The organism is Halostagnicola larsenii XH-48 (assembly GCF_000517625.1).
Taxonomy (GTDB): domain Archaea; phylum Halobacteriota; class Halobacteria; order Halobacteriales; family Natrialbaceae; genus Halostagnicola; species Halostagnicola larsenii.
Genome location: NZ_CP007059.1, coordinates 49,980 through 65,973, shown reverse-complemented (window position 1 = coordinate 65,973; position 15,994 = coordinate 49,980). Strand labels below are relative to the sequence as shown.

The 15,994-nt window shown below is 56.0% G+C and carries 13 protein-coding genes; 8 read left to right on the top strand and 5 right to left on the bottom strand.

Features of this window, described 5'->3' with window-relative positions; translation table 11 throughout:
• Nucleotides 1-24 precede the first annotated feature (24 nt).
• On the bottom strand, nt 25-579 hold the full coding sequence (locus tag HALLA_RS19460) for a hypothetical protein (RefSeq protein WP_049955168.1): 555 nt from the start codon (nt 577-579) through the stop codon (nt 25-27).
• Between the two features lie 485 nt (nt 580-1,064).
• Between HALLA_RS19460 and HALLA_RS19455 the strand changes: the two genes are divergently transcribed.
• Nucleotides 1,065-1,754: a phosphatase PAP2 family protein gene (locus HALLA_RS19455; protein WP_049955167.1), complete on the top strand. Its 690-nt coding sequence runs from the start codon at nt 1,065-1,067 to the stop codon at nt 1,752-1,754.
• 372 nt (nt 1,755-2,126) lie between these two features.
• Here HALLA_RS19455 and HALLA_RS19450 read toward each other — a convergent pair whose 3' ends face one another.
• Entirely contained in the window at nt 2,127-2,900 is a 774-nt protein-coding gene (locus tag HALLA_RS19450) for an SDR family NAD(P)-dependent oxidoreductase (protein WP_049955166.1), read from the bottom strand.
• Nucleotides 2,901-3,034: 134 nt separating this feature from the next.
• On the opposite strand from HALLA_RS19450, the gene HALLA_RS19445 reads away from it, so the two are divergent.
• Both HALLA_RS19445 and HALLA_RS19440 read left to right on the top strand, forming a co-directional pair.
• Nucleotides 3,035-3,670 carry a helix-turn-helix domain-containing protein gene (locus HALLA_RS19445; RefSeq protein ID WP_049955225.1) on the top strand — a complete coding sequence of 212 codons (636 nt, stop codon included), beginning with the start codon at nt 3,035-3,037 and terminating at the stop codon, nt 3,668-3,670.
• Between the two features lie 614 nt (nt 3,671-4,284).
• On the top strand, nt 4,285-4,581 hold the full coding sequence (locus HALLA_RS19440; protein WP_049955224.1) for a hypothetical protein: 297 nt from the start codon (nt 4,285-4,287) through the stop codon (nt 4,579-4,581).
• Between the two features lie 60 nt (nt 4,582-4,641).
• On the opposite strand, the gene HALLA_RS19435 is transcribed toward HALLA_RS19440, so the two are convergent.
• Nucleotides 4,642-5,082 (bottom strand): response regulator, encoded by a 441-nt coding sequence (locus HALLA_RS19435; RefSeq protein ID WP_049955165.1) that lies wholly within the window; start codon nt 5,080-5,082, stop codon nt 4,642-4,644.
• A 226-nt stretch (nt 5,083-5,308) separates the two neighbouring features.
• Here HALLA_RS19435 and HALLA_RS20835 point away from each other — a divergent pair, with 226 nt between their 5' ends.
• Nucleotides 5,309-5,725 (top strand): hypothetical protein, encoded by a 417-nt coding sequence (locus HALLA_RS20835; RefSeq protein ID WP_157231456.1) that lies wholly within the window; start codon nt 5,309-5,311, stop codon nt 5,723-5,725.
• Nucleotides 5,726-5,871: 146 nt separating this feature from the next.
• Here the strand turns inward: HALLA_RS20835 and HALLA_RS19430 are convergent, their stop codons facing one another.
• A complete protein-coding gene (locus tag HALLA_RS19430; protein ID WP_049955164.1) occupies nt 5,872-7,614 on the bottom strand; it encodes a BCCT family transporter in 1,743 nt (580 codons plus the stop codon).
• Nucleotides 7,615-8,029: 415 nt separating this feature from the next.
• Between HALLA_RS19430 and HALLA_RS19425 the strand changes: the two genes are divergently transcribed.
• From HALLA_RS19425 to HALLA_RS19410, 4 genes are all read left to right on the top strand, one after another.
• Nucleotides 8,030-8,881, top strand: a complete 852-nt coding sequence (locus HALLA_RS19425) for an NAD+ synthase (RefSeq protein WP_049955163.1) — start codon at nt 8,030-8,032, stop codon at nt 8,879-8,881.
• A 406-nt stretch (nt 8,882-9,287) separates the two neighbouring features.
• Nucleotides 9,288-11,927, top strand: coding sequence for a hypothetical protein (locus HALLA_RS19420; RefSeq protein WP_049955162.1), 2,640 nt, complete (start codon nt 9,288-9,290; stop codon nt 11,925-11,927).
• A gap of 322 nt (nt 11,928-12,249) precedes the next feature.
• Nucleotides 12,250-12,636, top strand: a complete 387-nt coding sequence (locus HALLA_RS19415) for an SRPBCC domain-containing protein (RefSeq protein ID WP_339325770.1) — start codon at nt 12,250-12,252, stop codon at nt 12,634-12,636.
• A 220-nt stretch (nt 12,637-12,856) separates the two neighbouring features.
• Nucleotides 12,857-15,061, top strand: coding sequence for a DEAD/DEAH box helicase (locus tag HALLA_RS19410; protein ID WP_049955161.1), 2,205 nt, complete (start codon nt 12,857-12,859; stop codon nt 15,059-15,061).
• Nucleotides 15,062-15,180: 119 nt separating this feature from the next.
• Here HALLA_RS19410 and HALLA_RS19405 read toward each other — a convergent pair whose 3' ends face one another.
• The gene (locus tag HALLA_RS19405; RefSeq protein WP_049955160.1) at nt 15,181-15,867 is read right to left on the bottom strand and encodes a haloacid dehalogenase type II; all 687 of its coding nucleotides are present in this window, start codon (nt 15,865-15,867) and stop codon (nt 15,181-15,183) included.
• Nucleotides 15,868-15,994: the final 127 nt, after the last annotated feature.

Here is a 15,994-nt window from a genome sequence, read left to right as displayed (position 1 = left end):
CTTCGCCAATCGTCTTCCGGCTGTTCAGCAACAGAAGAGCATGTATCCACCGGCATAGAACCCGTACCCGGGGACACCTGGTTGTCCGGGGCAGGCATCCGTTTGTTCACAGCTCTGGGGCTCTACGTCCCTGCTGCCGGGTTCGCTGAAGGTATCGATGTGGCCTCCATCTCGAGAGATATCCGACTCGGCGTCATTTCTAAACGCCGCGATGGATTCGGTCCCGTCGGTGTCTACGAATAGGGCAAGCAACCCATCGTCGGTTTCTTTGCGAACGATATACGCACTGTCGCCGTCGTTGGCCACTCGTTCGACGCCTTCATCATCGAAGTCCGTCGTGACTGCGTCAGTGGGCAGTTCATCGGCGGATGCCGAAGACAACACGCCGCCTTCGGCCAGTTGCTTGAGTATCTCGCCGGCGTGCTCTTCGATTGCTTCTTTGACCTCGGTTTCGTCTTCCACTTCTTCGCCGGCGACGCTCCCGATGGCGCTCGTCCCGATCGCACCCGCAACGCCAGCAGCCGCGGTACTTCGCAATACCGTTCGCCTCGTCATGGAGTTCGATTTTTCTTCAGTCATGGGTTCTATTTAGACCGCACTCCGATACAATTAGTATGATGCAAATGAATGTATTTTAATTTTTCATAAGATTATAGTAGAAAATATATTTGGTGATTACCATAAGCATCCGAATTTCTGCGTGTTAAGCCGCTAGCTACAGAATCCTCGGGGCCAGGCGTTAACTCGGGTGATTGTCGGTACCCGTACTAGTCTTAGTCCTAGTAGTAGTCTTTCTGCTTAGGACTATCGTGGTCGGTACGACCGCTGGCTTTTGGTGAGTGTCTACCGAACACTCTATGCAAAGTTGATTGAATGATAAGTGACAAATTTCTGTTCAGCGACGCGGTATTCACTGGTTCGTTCACCGAGTTCAATTAGTGTAACCAGTACGAGGTAGTGTTAAACTAGACTGCGCTCGCACAATACGGGAGTGATACGTATGGTATATAAAACCATTCTATAACCAACAAGTATTTAAAAAATGATTTTCAACTCACAGATTAATGCGCTCTCCACTTGACCTCCGCGACGTCTGTTACATTGCGATGGTCCTAGTCGTTTCGAGTATCGTCGGCATGGCATCCGAACAGTCACCGTATCCGCTCCACACAGACCACATGTATGCCCTTGAGGGAAATGTCGTTGCAGTACTCCAGCCTGACCCAAACCTTATTCTAACTACACTGTTTGTCATCGTCTATCTTCTTGTGTACCCCACACTGCTTCTCGCTACGTACATTAGCTTGAAATATCACCACGGCCGCACCCGGGCACTTGATTACGTCACCACGTACACGGCTGTCCTTCTTGTGTCCATGCCATTCTTCTACTTCGTGCCCGTCGGTGTCACCGGATACTATCTGCAAGGCGTTGAGCCGGTACTGTATGAATCCACTGGCCCGATTCAGACATTCATGAAAAATGTCGACACCCTCCAAAAGGCATTCCCGAGCTTGCACGCTGGCCTCGCCGGGACTGCAGCCCTCTACGCACCTAGTGGCTACAGACGGCTCAGTTGGGCGGTCACCGGTACCATCCTCGCCTCCACGCTATATCTTGGCATCCACTGGCTCACGGATCTTGTCGTTGGCCTCGCCTTAGCGTATGGCTGCTACCTCGCCACGCCGACAATCCGTGCCCACCTCAAACCCAGTGAGCCGCAGCCGGAACCAGTTACCGTCACCGACGACTGACCGCTTTGAGTGTCGCCTTCTAGAAGTAAACAGGTGCGTCTAGAAACCGTCTATGGACGGGGGCAAAAGTACGCTGGAGTTCGGCGTCGGTAATATGCTCGAAGAGCAGTACTACTTCGAGTATCAGGAACGCGTCCCGCTCGACGTTCGTGGTACCCCCCGCTGAGAAGGAGTGACTTTCTTACTTTGATAGGGATGTCCGAATCAGGTGTGTTGATGGCATTTCCATCATTCTTTCTCTCTTATCAAAGCACGTCGATTAACATCCTCCTCTTTCAGGCGGAGGAACCCAAGCGTTGAGATTTCTCCTCGAGGATATTTTGTCGGAGAATCTTTGGGGTGGGTGTTACCAGTAATTGCGGGTAGCTGTAATCAGAGTTCAGGCGTCTCCTCAATTCGAGGAACGCCATCGACAGTGATTGTCTCACCAACGATATGAGATGATGCAGGACTTGCGAGAAATACCGCGGTATCGGCGATCTCTTCAGGAAGCGCGATGGACCGCGTAACTTCAGTACGGTCGATCTCCGCTGCGGAGATACCGAACCCGGTTTCGACAGCTGGAGTCGCAACGAAACCTGGCGCGATACAATTGACTCTGACATTGTCGTCTGCCCACTCGTATGCGAGTGTCGTTGTGAGATTGATCACGGCAGCCTTCGCGGCGCTATAATGGCTTAGAGATGGTGTCCCGCGCTGATTTGCGGCGCTGGAAAGACCGAAGTTGATCACGGTTCCACTGGCCTCCTTTAGATGTTTGCCAGCAGCTTGCGTACAGTGATACGTCCCATGGAGGTTGACATCAATGACAGTCTTCCACTCCTCCTCCGAGATGGTATCGAAGTCGGACATGGCCCTCGTACCCGCGTTGTTGATGAGTGTATCTACGGTACCGAATTCTTCGACTGTGGCGGTGATAAGTCGTTCAACGGCCGCACGATCGGTCACGTCACACTCAACAGCGAGTGCATTTCCCCCTGCGTCTCGTATCTGTTCGGCAACGCGATCGACATTTTTCTGGGTACGAGAGCAGATTACAATGTTTGCTCCATCAGCGGCGAATCGTTTGGCGACGACTTCTCCGATTCCACTCGATGCCCCCGTTATGAGTACAGTCGTTCCGTCAACAGTGGTTTCAACGCTCATTGTCGCCTCTCGGTCGGTATCGTCACGGGTTTGTGTGGTTTCATCGCGGTATGCGTATTTGCCGGGCGATCGTCGTAGTCTCGGCTGGAAACCGGTTTCCGTGTTTAAGTACTACGCAATCCAAGTTCAGCAAGATGGCCCAACTACAGCTAAAGATCGACGCAGCGGAGGTTGAGGATTGGTTGGCTGCTCTCTCAACAGAGTTTCCGGAGACACTGTTCAACGTCTCAGCGACGATTCCAATCAATGAGGGCTTGCTCGGGATTGTCGAAGTACGAACATCGGATGACGGGAGGCTTATGAGAACAATCGAAGAAGAATCCGAGGTCGAGTCGTGCGAACTACTCCATGCGGATGATCAAATGGCGGTATTCCAGTTCACGAGTCGGATGACGGAGTCATACGGAGCACTCATATCGTCGGGGACTGTTCCACAGTATCCCGTTAGCCTTCAAAACGGGTGGTATTCGGCCCAGTTAACGGCTTCACAAGAGCAGTTATCGGAGTATTTGGATGAAATAACAGAAGTCGGCATCCCGTATGAGGTCATCTCACTAACCCACTCATACAACCCAAGTGAGGTGCTTACGGAGCGCCAGTGGCAGGTGGTTACTGAAGCGGTCGAACGTGGGTACTACGAGGCGACCCGACGCTGCACGCTCACCGAATTGGCAGAAGTGTTTGACATCAACAAATCGTCGATGAGTAAGCTGCTTCAGCGGGCCGAAAACAGAATCGTTGCCGAGTTCGTTGCCAGGGCGTCCGCGTAGCGCGTAACATGAAGGCGAACAGTCGTTTGTAGTACGGCTTCTTTGTTCAGAATTGAGCGTGAAATTCACGGTAAGTACAGATGATAACGTTATCAGCAAGACCAACGGCCTATCTGATGTAGGTCATGAGGAAATGGATCGAATCGTTACTGCGTGAAGTGCGGCCAGTCTTTTTCAGGTATCAGTTCCGTTTCGCCGCAGCAGCCACACTTCGCAGGTGCCTCGTACTGGTGACCGCTATCGGTTCGTACGGAGACCGTGCCGGCGTGCATCGTCTGGCAGGCTATGCAAACGTACTTTTCCGGGAGTTCTGGGGCATGAGCCATGTAGATGGTACTCGCGCCAACAATATATAGCCGGGGCCCGACCCTCATACAGAATAGCTGAGATAAACGATGCCGACCCGCCAAACTCATCGTCCGTACGAAATGAATTCGTCATCCGTTACGAAGCGACCCGAACTACCTCTATCTCGAGGGATTTCGCGCCGAACTTGCGCTGTGTATTCAACACACTGTTTAGTTCGCATCCGTAGTTACCGCTTAGTACAGGGCGTGCATATCGCGCTCTCCAAAAGACTTTATAAATAGAAGATAGTGACAGTCATGAAATTAATGGTAGATTCTGCTCTCATTTGGATTTCGCTCACGGCGCTGTTGAGTGCCACCGGTACAGTCGCGTTCGTACTACACTACGCCCAAGCACACGAATTCGACTACATGGCGTTCGCGTTTGCAGCCGTGTTCGGAGGGGGGAGTCTTGAACTTGGTATGGCGAACGGCTACCTTCCTGAAAGCGGACTGCTCAATGCCATCGTTGGTAGCTGTGTCGTTATCGCGGTTGTCGCTGGAGCCATCGGCATAAAGCGACAGAAAAGAGGGTTCCAAATACTACGCGGTAATGCACAATAAATTCGCACCTGTAGTTGTCGTTCAGTATAGGGCAAGCAGTTACGGTAGAAGCTGTCCGCATCAGTCGTCTCGCATAACTGCTAACCGGAACTGCTTGAACGATTGAATTACCTCAACAAACTCGCCGGGGTCAACTGGTTTTTCAAGGATTGCATCTTCGTCTGCATCATGGTCGAGATCACGGGCTTCAATCAGATCGTCGTCCACACCGGTGAGGACAATCACTGGGACAGAATTCAGTTCGGGATGATGTTTAATTTCATGTAGAACGTCTTCACCATCTACTTTCGGTAGCTTCAGGTCGAGTAGTACAATGTCCGGTCGTGGCGCGTCCTCGTACTCTTCACGTTGATAAATGAAGTCGAGTGCTGCTTGGCCATCAGTGACGGTGTGGAGTGTGTTTGTGACATTGCCATCCGAGAAGGCTTCTTCGATGAGACGAACATCACCCGGGTGATCTTCTACCAGCAGTATTACCGCTTCTGATGCCTCGTTTCCCATTATATGATGATGTGAGTGAACTGGTATAAGGGGCTCGGTGAGATGCCTAGTAGGTGGAATTTTGAGCCATCAGCATTGGCTATTTCTGCGAGTCCTTGTTCAGCAAGCATGTATAGTTACCGCTCAGTACAGGCAACACACAGCTCGGTTACTATGAGGCCTCGTTGTAATAGTCGAAAGGAAATTCAGAAAAGGTTTATTTTCCATCCATTCAGGATACATCAATATGAAGCGACGACAGGTTCTTCGTGCTATTGTGGGTGGGGGAATCGGTCTATTGGCGGGCTGTTCATCTAATGGCAATGAGGGATATGCAACGATGCAGGATCTAAGTTTCGTAAATCCACAATCTACCCCCGTACCAGCGGAGTTACGGATAGAACGAACTGATACCGATGAAGTGGTTCATACTGAGACCCGTGAACTGACGGTTGACCCTGATTGGATTGTCGTTGATTGCGTCTGGCCGGATGCACCCTTAACGGTAATGGCACGTCATGAAGATGGAGAATGGAATAGCTTCGATACAAAAGATAGAGACGGCTGTGTAAGTGTCATAGCCAAAGTACGCGACCAGAGAGCGTCATTTTATGTGCATAAAGCTGAGTGTCCAATTGATGACCCGAATTGTCATAGTGATTAGTTCGCTCACGTACTTACCGATTCGTCTACTTCAGTTTCAACCACGTTTCTGAATAAAGAAATCGCGCTACCACTACTCTATGCATTCCGCGATCCGTTTTCGTGCTGGCAACGGCGGACGCCTCAAGGACCGCCGTGAAATCGCGGTCAGTCGTCTGTACTCTCGGGGGTTTCTCGAATGTCGGTCACGACTTCGGACCGGGATCTGTCGATGGCAACGTCCTCGTCCGGGATGTCCTGTACGCGCTCGGCGAACTCCTCGGACTGGAGAACTTCGTACTCCTGTTGCAGCCCGAGATACACCGTATAACACATTACGACGAGGACGAGTGAGAACGGGAACCCGGTCGCGATTGCTGCGGTCTGGAGAGCGTTGAGACCCCCGCCGTACAGCAACAGGGCGGCGACGACGCCCTCGGTGACCGCCCAGAAGATACGCTGGGTCTTCGGCACGTCGTGTTTGCCGCCGGAGGTCAAGTGGTCGATGACCAGCGAGCCGGAGTCCGAGGACGTGACGAAGAACATGGCCACGAGCAGGATGGCCAGTAGCCCGGAGACGGCACCGAGCGGAAACTGATCCAGCAGGGCGAACATTGCGACCGTCTGGCCAGCTTGTTCGTGGGCTGTGAGGACCGCACCGTTACCCTGTAACGAGTTGAACAGTGCACTCCCCCCGAAGGCAGCGAGCCAGACCGTCGAGAACAGCGACGGAATGACGAGGACGCCGACGACGAACTCCTTGATGGTCCGTCCCTTCGAGATGCGCGCGATGAACGTCCCGACGAACGGCGACCAGGCGATCCACCACGCCCAGTAGAACACCGTCCAGTCGTTGACCGTCGACGACCCGTCACTAAGGGCACCGGTGAAAAACGCCAGCGACGGGAGGTTGGTGAAGTACGACCCGAGCCCCTGCACCCAGGCGCCGAAGATGAAGACGGTCGGCCCGACGAGGACGACGAATCCGAACAGGGCGACCATCAGGTAGACGTTCAGCGTGCTCAGGCGCTTGACGCCGCCTTCCAGGCCGGCGGCGACGGAGGCCGTCGCGATGGCGGTGATGACGGCGATGAGCACTATCTGTGGGATCGTTCCCGTCGGGACGCTTACGACGCCCAGGACGTCACCGAGGATGTACGAGAGCCCGGTGTTGATCTGTTTGACGCCGAGACCGAGTGATGTCGCGAGGCCGAACAGCGTCGCGAACACGGTTACGAGGTCGATGAGATGTCCCGGCCAGCCGTAGATGCGCTCGCCGAGTAGCGGCCAGAATATCGACCGGAAGGTAAGCGGGAGGCCGCGGTTGAACGAGAAGAACGCCAGGCCGAGCCCAACCAGTCCGTAGATTCCCCACGGGTGAATCCCCCAGTGGAAGAACGTCTGCGTTAAGGCTGCGACGCTCGCCATCCCCGTTCCCGATTCGGCGTCGAAGAACCCAGGAACGTTGGAATAGTAGACCATCGGTTCCGAGACGCTGTAGAACATCAGCCCGATACCCATGCCCGCGCTGAACAGCATCGCCATCCACGCGAAGTCACTGAACTCCTTTTCGGCCTCGACGCCGCCGATTCGGATCTTCCCGTACTTGCTGAACGCGAAAAACAGGAGGACGGCGATGAAGAAGTTCACCGAGAGGAGGTAGAACCAGCCGAAGTTCCCCTCGAAGAAGCTTCGAACGCCCGAGTACACCGCGGCCGTCTGTTCGCCGAGGAGGACGGTCGCGGCGACGAACACGGCGACCAGCAAGAGTGCAACCGGGAAGACGACTGGGTGCACGTCGAATCCCCACTTCTGGACGTTCTTGTCACCGGGATCGCGTTCGGAATCCGGGTGGAACAGATCCATCTGGAGCCCCTCCGTCAGCCCGCCGGAGTCGTCACTGTCGTCCATCTGTCACCCCTTCCTGTTCCCGTTTGGGCTGTCGTTCAGTCGGACTCGAGTCAATTCCTTCCGCTCGCCAGACGCCAGTCTGTTTGATAATGGTAGCCATCGCGCTGGGGATGGGATTCGGTCGATTAAGTGCGTGATGCGCCTGCGGTGTCGCTGCTGTATTTTCGCCTTTGCGCAGCATCAACTCTGTAGTTCGCTGCATTCAGCACCGGCTCGTTGTCGTCCGTCCGAATTCGGACGGGAAAAGCGATACAGGCGAATTCTCTGGACCGAGTTCGCACCTATTCTTATCACGTCCACCTGCTTAACACACTTGAATATGTTGCATGATGACCATCGGTAGTAGCGAACTCGCCGACTCAACGTGGCTCCTTCGAATCGCTTTTCCGTCTCAAGATGTGACGATCTGGCCATCATGGCGAACCTCTACGAGCAAACCCAATCCGAGATCGAGCCGCTCGACCTCCGATTCTCCGAGAACGAACTCGAGGCACGTGTCGCCCATCTCACCGATTTCATCGCCGCACAAGTCGACGCAGCCGATGTCGACGGCGCGCTCATCGCGCTTTCGGGCGGCATCGACAGCACGGCGACCGCACACCTCGCGGTCGAAGCCCTCGGTGCGGACGCGGTCCACGGCCTCCTCCTTCCAAAAGAGGTCAACGAGGACGCGAACATGAGCGACGCCGAACGGGTCGCCCGCGAGCTCGGCATCACGTACGACGTTCTCGAGATCGACAGCATCGTCGACGAGATTCTCGAGACATACGACGCGGAGCCGGACGACGACTCAGAGGGGCGCTGGGAAGGGCGATACGTCGGGAATACGAGCGCTCGAGTCCGGATGATACTGAACTACCTCGTCGCGAACTACGAGAACAAACTCGTTCTCGGAACGGGGAACCGCGCCGAACTCGGTACCGGCTACGTGACGAAATTCGGTGACGGTGGCGTCGACTGTAACCCGCTCGGGAACCTCTACAAACAGCAGGTTCGGCAGGTCGCCGCCCACCTCGAAGTCGACGAATCACTCGTCCAGAAGACGCCGACCGGCGGCATGGTCGACTACGATACCGACGAGGAGGAGTTCGGCGTCGACTACGACACGCTCGACGCCATCCTCGCACTCCACATCGATGGTGGTGTCCCCGCCGCGGCGACCGCTCGCCTCACGGACACCTCCACCGACGAACTCGAGCACATCGTCGAGATGCACGAGCAGAGCGAACACAAGCGTACGCCACCAGCAACGCCAGAACCACTGTAACCGTATCTCTACTAGTTCCAGCTACAATCGGTCATACCCAAGATACCCTGCGCTGGCCCGCTCAAACTGTATCGGCGTACGCCTCGAGGACTGTTCGATCGAGATCGCGTTGTATCGCTTGTCACCGCCGTTCGGGAGCGCTGCTCGGAATGTTTTCTTTCCCAACGATTGTATATGCGTATATTAAAATAGTATCTCATTTCCATTTTAGTTATTGAAATCAATTTATTGGACTAAGACTTATTACCAGTGATTCTGCATCAATTGATGCATGTCTGAAAAGACAAGAAGTAGTGATCGAAGTAGTAAGAAGCAAAACAAAGATCTCTCTAACAAATTCGGTCGGCGGAGTTATTTGAAGGTAGGTGGAGCCAGTATCGGAGCGTCTTTACTCGGTCTCACGCACGTGACGGAACAGGCGACTGCGTCTACGACTAGCTCTGGCGGCGAGATCAACCTCACGCCGGAAGTCCCGCAGTGGGCGTACGATATTTGGCAAGACGCCCCCGACGATCCTCGCGACGAGTGGACTGCCGAGGTCGTCACGGGGTACTCGGGCCGAAGCGGCGACCTCACGAATGCAATCAACAACGCCTCGGGCCGTGCTATCGTCGACCTCGGCAGCGGCGGCGAGTACGAAATGCAGACCTCGCCCTCGAGCGCGTCTCTCGTCGGGTTAATCGGCGATCCCGATGACCCGCCGACTGTCTATCTGACTATGACGGGGACCTGTTGGGAAATGAGCCCCGACGAGCTCGTGCTCGAGGGTATCACGTTCGACATTAGCGAGACGTCTGACGTCTCGTTGCTGCGCTCGTATGGTATCAGCGATCGCCTCCACGTTCGGGACATAACCCTTCGAGGGGAGCGAGAGCGTGTCGCGACCGGCGGGGGCAATCGGCACAACTTCCTCGCACAGATGGGTCCGGAGGGCAAAGGGCTGATCGAGCGGCTGTCACTCCCTGACGGGTGCATCGAGGATCTCAACTCCAGCGGCGACTATGCAATCCCCGCCGGCGCCGACCCGAGTCACGAGGGGAAGAACGTCTGGAAGGATTGTTACGTCGAAGGCTTCCACGATAACGGGTACTACGTCCGCAATTCACCGGGGCACAACCTATTGTGGAATTGCGAGGCACTCAACAACGCCCGCACGAATATGCGGATCGGCGAAAACGACAGTATCGTCGGCGGGCATTCGGAGATCAACACGGACTTCCCTCACGAGGAAGTCGGCGAGCCCGGCCGCGCGCTCGGGAACGATGGACTCGGGTTCGACAAAGTCGTCGGGTTGACGTGCGTTCTCGAGGGCGACGACTGGGGGAGTGCGGGCTTTATGCATTGGTCGGGCAAGGACGGCATCCCGGCCGAAGGCGGCCGGCTATACAATACCGTCTTTCACTTCAAATCGGGTAACTCGACGCCGATCCGCGTCGACTCTCGTGCGAACCCCGTCTCGACATACGAGGACTGTTACATCCTTGACGAGAGCGGCGGTAATGAGACGTTTTCAGTCGGACACTCTGAGTCGCAACCTGGTACCGTCACTCTCAACGGCGGCAACCAGGTCGACAGTAACGCCGACGTAGCGTTTCGGATGGGGACCGACGGCACACTCAACACGGCCGACGGATCGAGTTACTCCAATACGACCATATCGGCCAGCCAGGCCGGTGTCGACGCCTCGCTGACGCCCGCCGACTTCCCGACGTTCTACTTCGATTATGAGGATGACAACGGTGGCGGCAGCGGCGATGGTCCAATCGACCTTGGAACCGATACCAGCGCGGATTCCACAAGCAACGAGAGCGGGATTCACTTCGAGGCCAAGCAGGAAATGGAGAGTGTTCGACTGACGATCTCGCAAAACAGCGACGGGTTCACCACGTGCCGGCTCCGTGATGCCACCAGTACGGATGTCGTCGCTGAGCGGGACGTCTCTCACCTGCAAGTGGGAGATACCTTCGAGATTGGTCCTGATGATGGACTAGACGCAGACACGTATCTAGTTACGTTAGATGCTGATGGAAGTGAATGGACGCGTGGCCGGTTCGATAATCCGTCCTATCCCTACTCGAACGATGCGCTCTCCGTCATCGAGGGTGTTTACACGAGCGGCGGTACTCCGACTGACAACGTTCGGTACTCCTTTACCGAAATCGCGGTCGGTGATGGAACTTGGATCGGTAATGGAATCGACCTCGGCACTGACAACGATACCGATACCGCAACCAACGAGAGCGGGATCCACTTCGAGGCCGAGCAAGAACTCGACGGTATTCAGCTAGCCATTTCGCAGAACAGTGGCGGATTTACGACCTGCCGCCTTCGGGATGCCACCAGCACAGATGTCGTCGTAGAAAAGGACGTCTCCGACCTGCAGGCTGGGGATACGTTCGAGATCGGTCCTGCCGGCGGACTCGAGGCCGACACGTATTTGGTTACGTTAGATGCCGATGGAGATGAATGGACGCGTGGCCGGTTCACGGATCCGTCCTACCCCTACTCGAACGATGATCTCACTGTCACTGAAGGGGTCTACACAAGCGGTGGTACTCCGACCGACAACGTCCGCTATTCCTTCACTGCAATCGCAGCAACGGATGGACCGGAGACAGGCGACGGACTCGATCTCGGGACCGACAATAACGCGGATACTGCAACTAACGAGAGCGGGTTCCACTTCGAGGCCGAGCAAGAACTCGACGGTATTCAGCTAACCATTTCGCGAAACAGTGGCGGATTCACGACTTGTCGTCTTCGGGATGCCACCAGCACAGATGTCGTCGTAGAAAAGGACGTCTCCGACCTGCGGGCTGGGGATACGTTCGACATACTCCCCGACGAAGGGTTAGATGCCGACACGTATCTGGTCACGCTGGATGCGAACGGTAGCGAATGGACACGAGGTCGGTTCGCGGATCCGTCCTACCCCTACTCGAACGACGATCTCTCTGTCACTGAAGGGATCTACACGAGCGGTGGTACTCCGACCGACAACGTCCGCTACTCCTTCACTGCAATTGCAGGAATCGATACCGTCTAGACGGTCGACGTAACCTACCGGTCTCGCTTTCTTTGGAAAACATCTCGAGTGTACTAGTCACTGGAAAGAGGACGTACGCAGATCGGCGAAATCGACGCACGGATTCCGCTTCGTGAGTGACTGGTACACTCCACACCGTGTGTCGCTTGGCCTGGAGACGGAACGGGTCCCACTCCGCTCTTTGGACGACTAACGCACGCGTCGCAACAGCCATGCTTCTCGGCCCGGTACTGAATGCATGGTCGAAAGGGTGGATTCCGCGAGGAAACGACTGCAGGCCTCTCCAGAACCCATCTACCAGGCTTTCACAGAGCCCGGTGCCATGGAACGGTGGCTTCCACCGAGCGACATGACTGGCGAAATGCTCCGCTTTGACTTCCGCGAAGGAGGCACGTATCGGATGCGGCTCACCTACAGGGACCAGCAGGCCGGACAGGGCAAGACATCGGAGTCATCAGACGAGATGGAAGTACGCTTTACTCGACTTGAACCGAGCCATCGAATCGAGCAAGATGTCGTCTTCGAGAGTGACGACCCGGCGTTCGAGGGCACCATGCGTATGGTCTGGACGTTTGAGCCCGAAGGCGGTGAGACGCTCGTGACCGTGCGTGCCGAGAACGTGCCAGCAGGCATCCAGCCGGAGGACCACGAGGAAGGGTTGAATTCGACACTCGACAGCTTAGCGGGATTCATCGAACAGGACGGCTAATTGGCTGGCGGTAACCGAGGGGACGGTCCGTTCCGCTATACCGATTGATTGAACCGACGGTCGAAAAGACGGCGAAGAGTGACACACTGCGTTGTGTCTGAAGAAACGGATTTCAACAGACATTCCGTGCTTATACCACTGCGGTTTCCGAACCGTCCTTCGGCCAGCACACCTAGGAGAAGCTATAATACTACCGAGTCGTTCACCAAATGTAACAGGTATGTCTCTCCTCTTCGACCACGCGCTTTCCAACTTTACCCCAGAAGGGGGTCGCCAGTACGAGATCGAACCGGGCGATCTCGAGCCCTCGGGAGACCGAATCCCCGTCAAGCCCATCGTCGAATTCGCGCAGCATCACGACCTCGAGTTTCCTGACGACGAGGAATACATCGCCATTCCGCTTCACGGGACGGACGACGCCACACCGACTGGCGAGTACCTCGGCTACGCCGACACGGATCTCCGGGGTGAAATCATCGTGTATCGAGACGAAGGCAATCGCGGGTCGATCACCCTCTCTGATTTCGCAGCGACCGACTTAGCACACCGAATCCGATTCTGGCACTCCGATTACCAGCCATCGTCCCTTTCGGAGAGCTACGATCGACCCGTCGACGACAACGAGCCACCGCGGAAGACGATCGATCCGGAGCGCTTCCGTGCTGACCTCGAGGAGTACGTTAGAAGCGAGCGAGATGGGACGCGGAACGAGACCTACGAACGAGCCCAGTCCAGTACTGCCCGCGAAATCTACACCAACGGTGGCGATGCGATCCCGCACGTCGAGTACAACGGTCGCGACGACGAGCAGCTCAGACTCGAAGCGCGACCGCTAGCCGATGAGTCGGACGATCGCGAGGACTGGGCGTACTACGTTCCGAACACCTTCGGAATTCATCAGGGAAACGAGGTTCTGCTTCACGGCGATGGAGACGTATTTCCACTGCCGGCCACCGTCGAGAACATCCGCGGACTTCGGTTCACCGTCAGCGTCCACTGGGGCGAGGTCGAATCGTCGAATACCGTTCGCCACCACCTGTCGAACGACGCTGACCTCGGTGTCTCGCTCTTGTTGAACACGGTCCCGACCGATCGCGAACTCGAGGCGGTAAACGAACTGCAGGACCATCTGTTCCTGGACGTGCTAACTGGCCAACGGTCGATTACGTTCACGAGCGGGGCTGCGGCCCGGAGCACGCAGGCCGACGACGACCTCAACCAGGAACAGCAGGTAGCTTCGGAACTGGCGCTACTGGCCGATGACGTCTTCTGTATTCACGGACCACCCGGAACGGGAAAAACGCGGACGCTCATCGAGATCGTCCGGCGGGCAGTCGAGGCTGGCGAACGCGTTCTCGTCTGCGCCGACTCGAATCAGGCCGTCGACAACATCGTCCTGGGGGACTCGACGGAAACCGACCCGGACGATAGTTCGCTCCACGCGTATGCACAATACGAGAACGACGAATTCACACTCAAACGACTCAACGGTTCGAGGCGTTTCAACGACCTCATTCGGCAATATGGGTCCGCAGACGAGTTGCCAGACGTAGTCGCCGGTACGAACAACAGTGTCGCTCAACTTCCGGGAACGTTCGATCTACTGGTACTCGACGAGGCAACGCAAGCGACATGTGCGTCTTCGTGTATTCCACTGGTGAAAGCCGATCGAGTCGTCCTCGCCGGTGACCACAAGCAGCTCCCGCCGTTCAGTACGACCGAAGAGCCGCCAGCCTCGAGTCTCGGGATGTCCCTGTTCGAACATCTGTATGCGGATGGTGGTGTGTACGAGGGCGTCGGCATGCAATTGAAAACGCAGTATCGGATGAACCGCGACATCGCGGCGTTCTCGAACAGCGCGTTCTACAACCGGGAACTGCGCAACGGGCGGACCGTCGAGGCGCTCCCCTCGAGAGACGAACCGATGGAAGCGTTCAACGTCGGTGGATCCGTCGACGTCGACGATCACTCGCGGTCGAACGACACTGAGGCCCGGCTTGTGACGTATCTAGCTCAGGAACTAACCGATGACCTTTCGCCGGAAGAAATCGGCGTTATAACACCCTACACGGCACAGGTTCGGACGATCGAAGAGCGACTACAGAATCACCTTCAAAATGGACGAGCAGTAACGGTCGATACGATCGACTCGTTCCAGGGCAGCGAGCGCGAGGCGATTATCATCTCGTTGGTTCGGTCGAATAGTCACGGCAGTATCGGCTTCCTCGGGAGAGAAAAAGACGGCCCTCGACGGTTGAACGTCGCACTGACGAGAGCAAAACGGTACTGTGCGGTCGTCGCCGATTTCCACACCCTGTGTTACGAACACAGCGGGAAATGCACCGACCTCTATAATCGATTCAATCGGTTCTTCGAAGACACGGATCGCCGTCGTGACGTTGATCCAGACTTCATCCCGGTGTGAGTCTGCTTATCGGGAGAATCCGCACCCAGTACGTATCTTAATCGGGAAACAGGGATGGAAATGGATTCACATCGAAGTCGAGAGCGGCTCAATCTTTGAGAAGATGGTTCTCGAGTGTATCAGGGGTGAGCAACTGCGTCGATCAGTTCGTCGAACGACTCGATTGTCAGCGCCGGTTCGCCGTCGAACGGCTCCCACGGTGACCCCTTCCGATCGACCCAAACTCCCTGCATTCCGGCGTGCTGGGCGCCCATAACGTCGAACCATCCTGCGGTCACGTGCGCGATTTCGTCGATTGGCGTTCCGGTTCGAGCGGCGGCGTGACGGTAGAGTTCGGCGTCGGGTTTGAACGTCCGGACCTCGTGGGCGCTGATCGTCGATTCGATGAACGCACCGATATCGGCGTGTGCCACCATCGACTCGAGCATTTCGGGGTTCCCGTTCGAAACGACGAAGCAGTCGTAGCCGGCATTCCGGAGGCGTTCGAGCCCGTCACGCACGTCGTCGAAGACATCGAGTTCGTGGTAGACGGCGAGAATCTCGTCGCGCTCGTCTGTCGAAAGGGTCTCGCCATGCGCGTCTAGCGCGTACTGGAGTGCGTCGCGGTTCATTTCGTAGAACGGTTGATACGCGTCGATGTGGTTGGCGACGAACGTGTATTCTAGCGACCGCGCACGCCACAGCTTCGAGATCGGATCGGGATCATCCACGCGATTGGTGAGCGCCTTTTCAGCCGCATCGACGTCGACTAACGTACTGTACGAGTCGAATGTAACCGTCGTGACGCGGTCGGGCTCAAATGACATGATACCTCCAACGACGACTACGGTGATAGTCTCTGGTGTGCGTAATGGCGAGATCGGCCGCTCTCGTCATCTCCTGAAAACGTGACGGGGAACGCCCCGGCCGATGAACGGTCGCTCGAGTGTCTTG

Excerpts from the sequence above, each read along its gene's own strand:
- HALLA_RS19460 (WP_049955168.1), bottom strand. The coding sequence starts at position 579 with ATGACTGAAGAAAAATCGAACTCCATGACGAGGCGAACGGTATTGCGA.
- HALLA_RS19455 (WP_049955167.1), top strand. The coding sequence starts at position 1,065 with ATGCGCTCTCCACTTGACCTCCGCGACGTCTGTTACATTGCGATGGTC.
- HALLA_RS19450 (WP_049955166.1), bottom strand. The coding sequence starts at position 2,900 with ATGAGCGTTGAAACCACTGTTGACGGAACGACTGTACTCATAACGGGG.
- HALLA_RS19445 (WP_049955225.1), top strand. The coding sequence starts at position 3,035 with ATGGCCCAACTACAGCTAAAGATCGACGCAGCGGAGGTTGAGGATTGG.
- HALLA_RS19440 (WP_049955224.1), top strand. The coding sequence starts at position 4,285 with ATGGTAGATTCTGCTCTCATTTGGATTTCGCTCACGGCGCTGTTGAGT.
- HALLA_RS19435 (WP_049955165.1), bottom strand. The coding sequence starts at position 5,082 with ATGGGAAACGAGGCATCAGAAGCGGTAATACTGCTGGTAGAAGATCAC.
- HALLA_RS20835 (WP_157231456.1), top strand. The coding sequence starts at position 5,309 with ATGAAGCGACGACAGGTTCTTCGTGCTATTGTGGGTGGGGGAATCGGT.
- HALLA_RS19430 (WP_049955164.1), bottom strand. The coding sequence starts at position 7,614 with ATGGACGACAGTGACGACTCCGGCGGGCTGACGGAGGGGCTCCAGATG.
- HALLA_RS19425 (WP_049955163.1), top strand. The coding sequence starts at position 8,030 with ATGGCGAACCTCTACGAGCAAACCCAATCCGAGATCGAGCCGCTCGAC.
- HALLA_RS19415 (WP_339325770.1), top strand. The coding sequence starts at position 12,250 with ATGGAACGGTGGCTTCCACCGAGCGACATGACTGGCGAAATGCTCCGC.
- HALLA_RS19410 (WP_049955161.1), top strand. The coding sequence starts at position 12,857 with ATGTCTCTCCTCTTCGACCACGCGCTTTCCAACTTTACCCCAGAAGGG.
- HALLA_RS19405 (WP_049955160.1), bottom strand. The coding sequence starts at position 15,867 with ATGTCATTTGAGCCCGACCGCGTCACGACGGTTACATTCGACTCGTAC.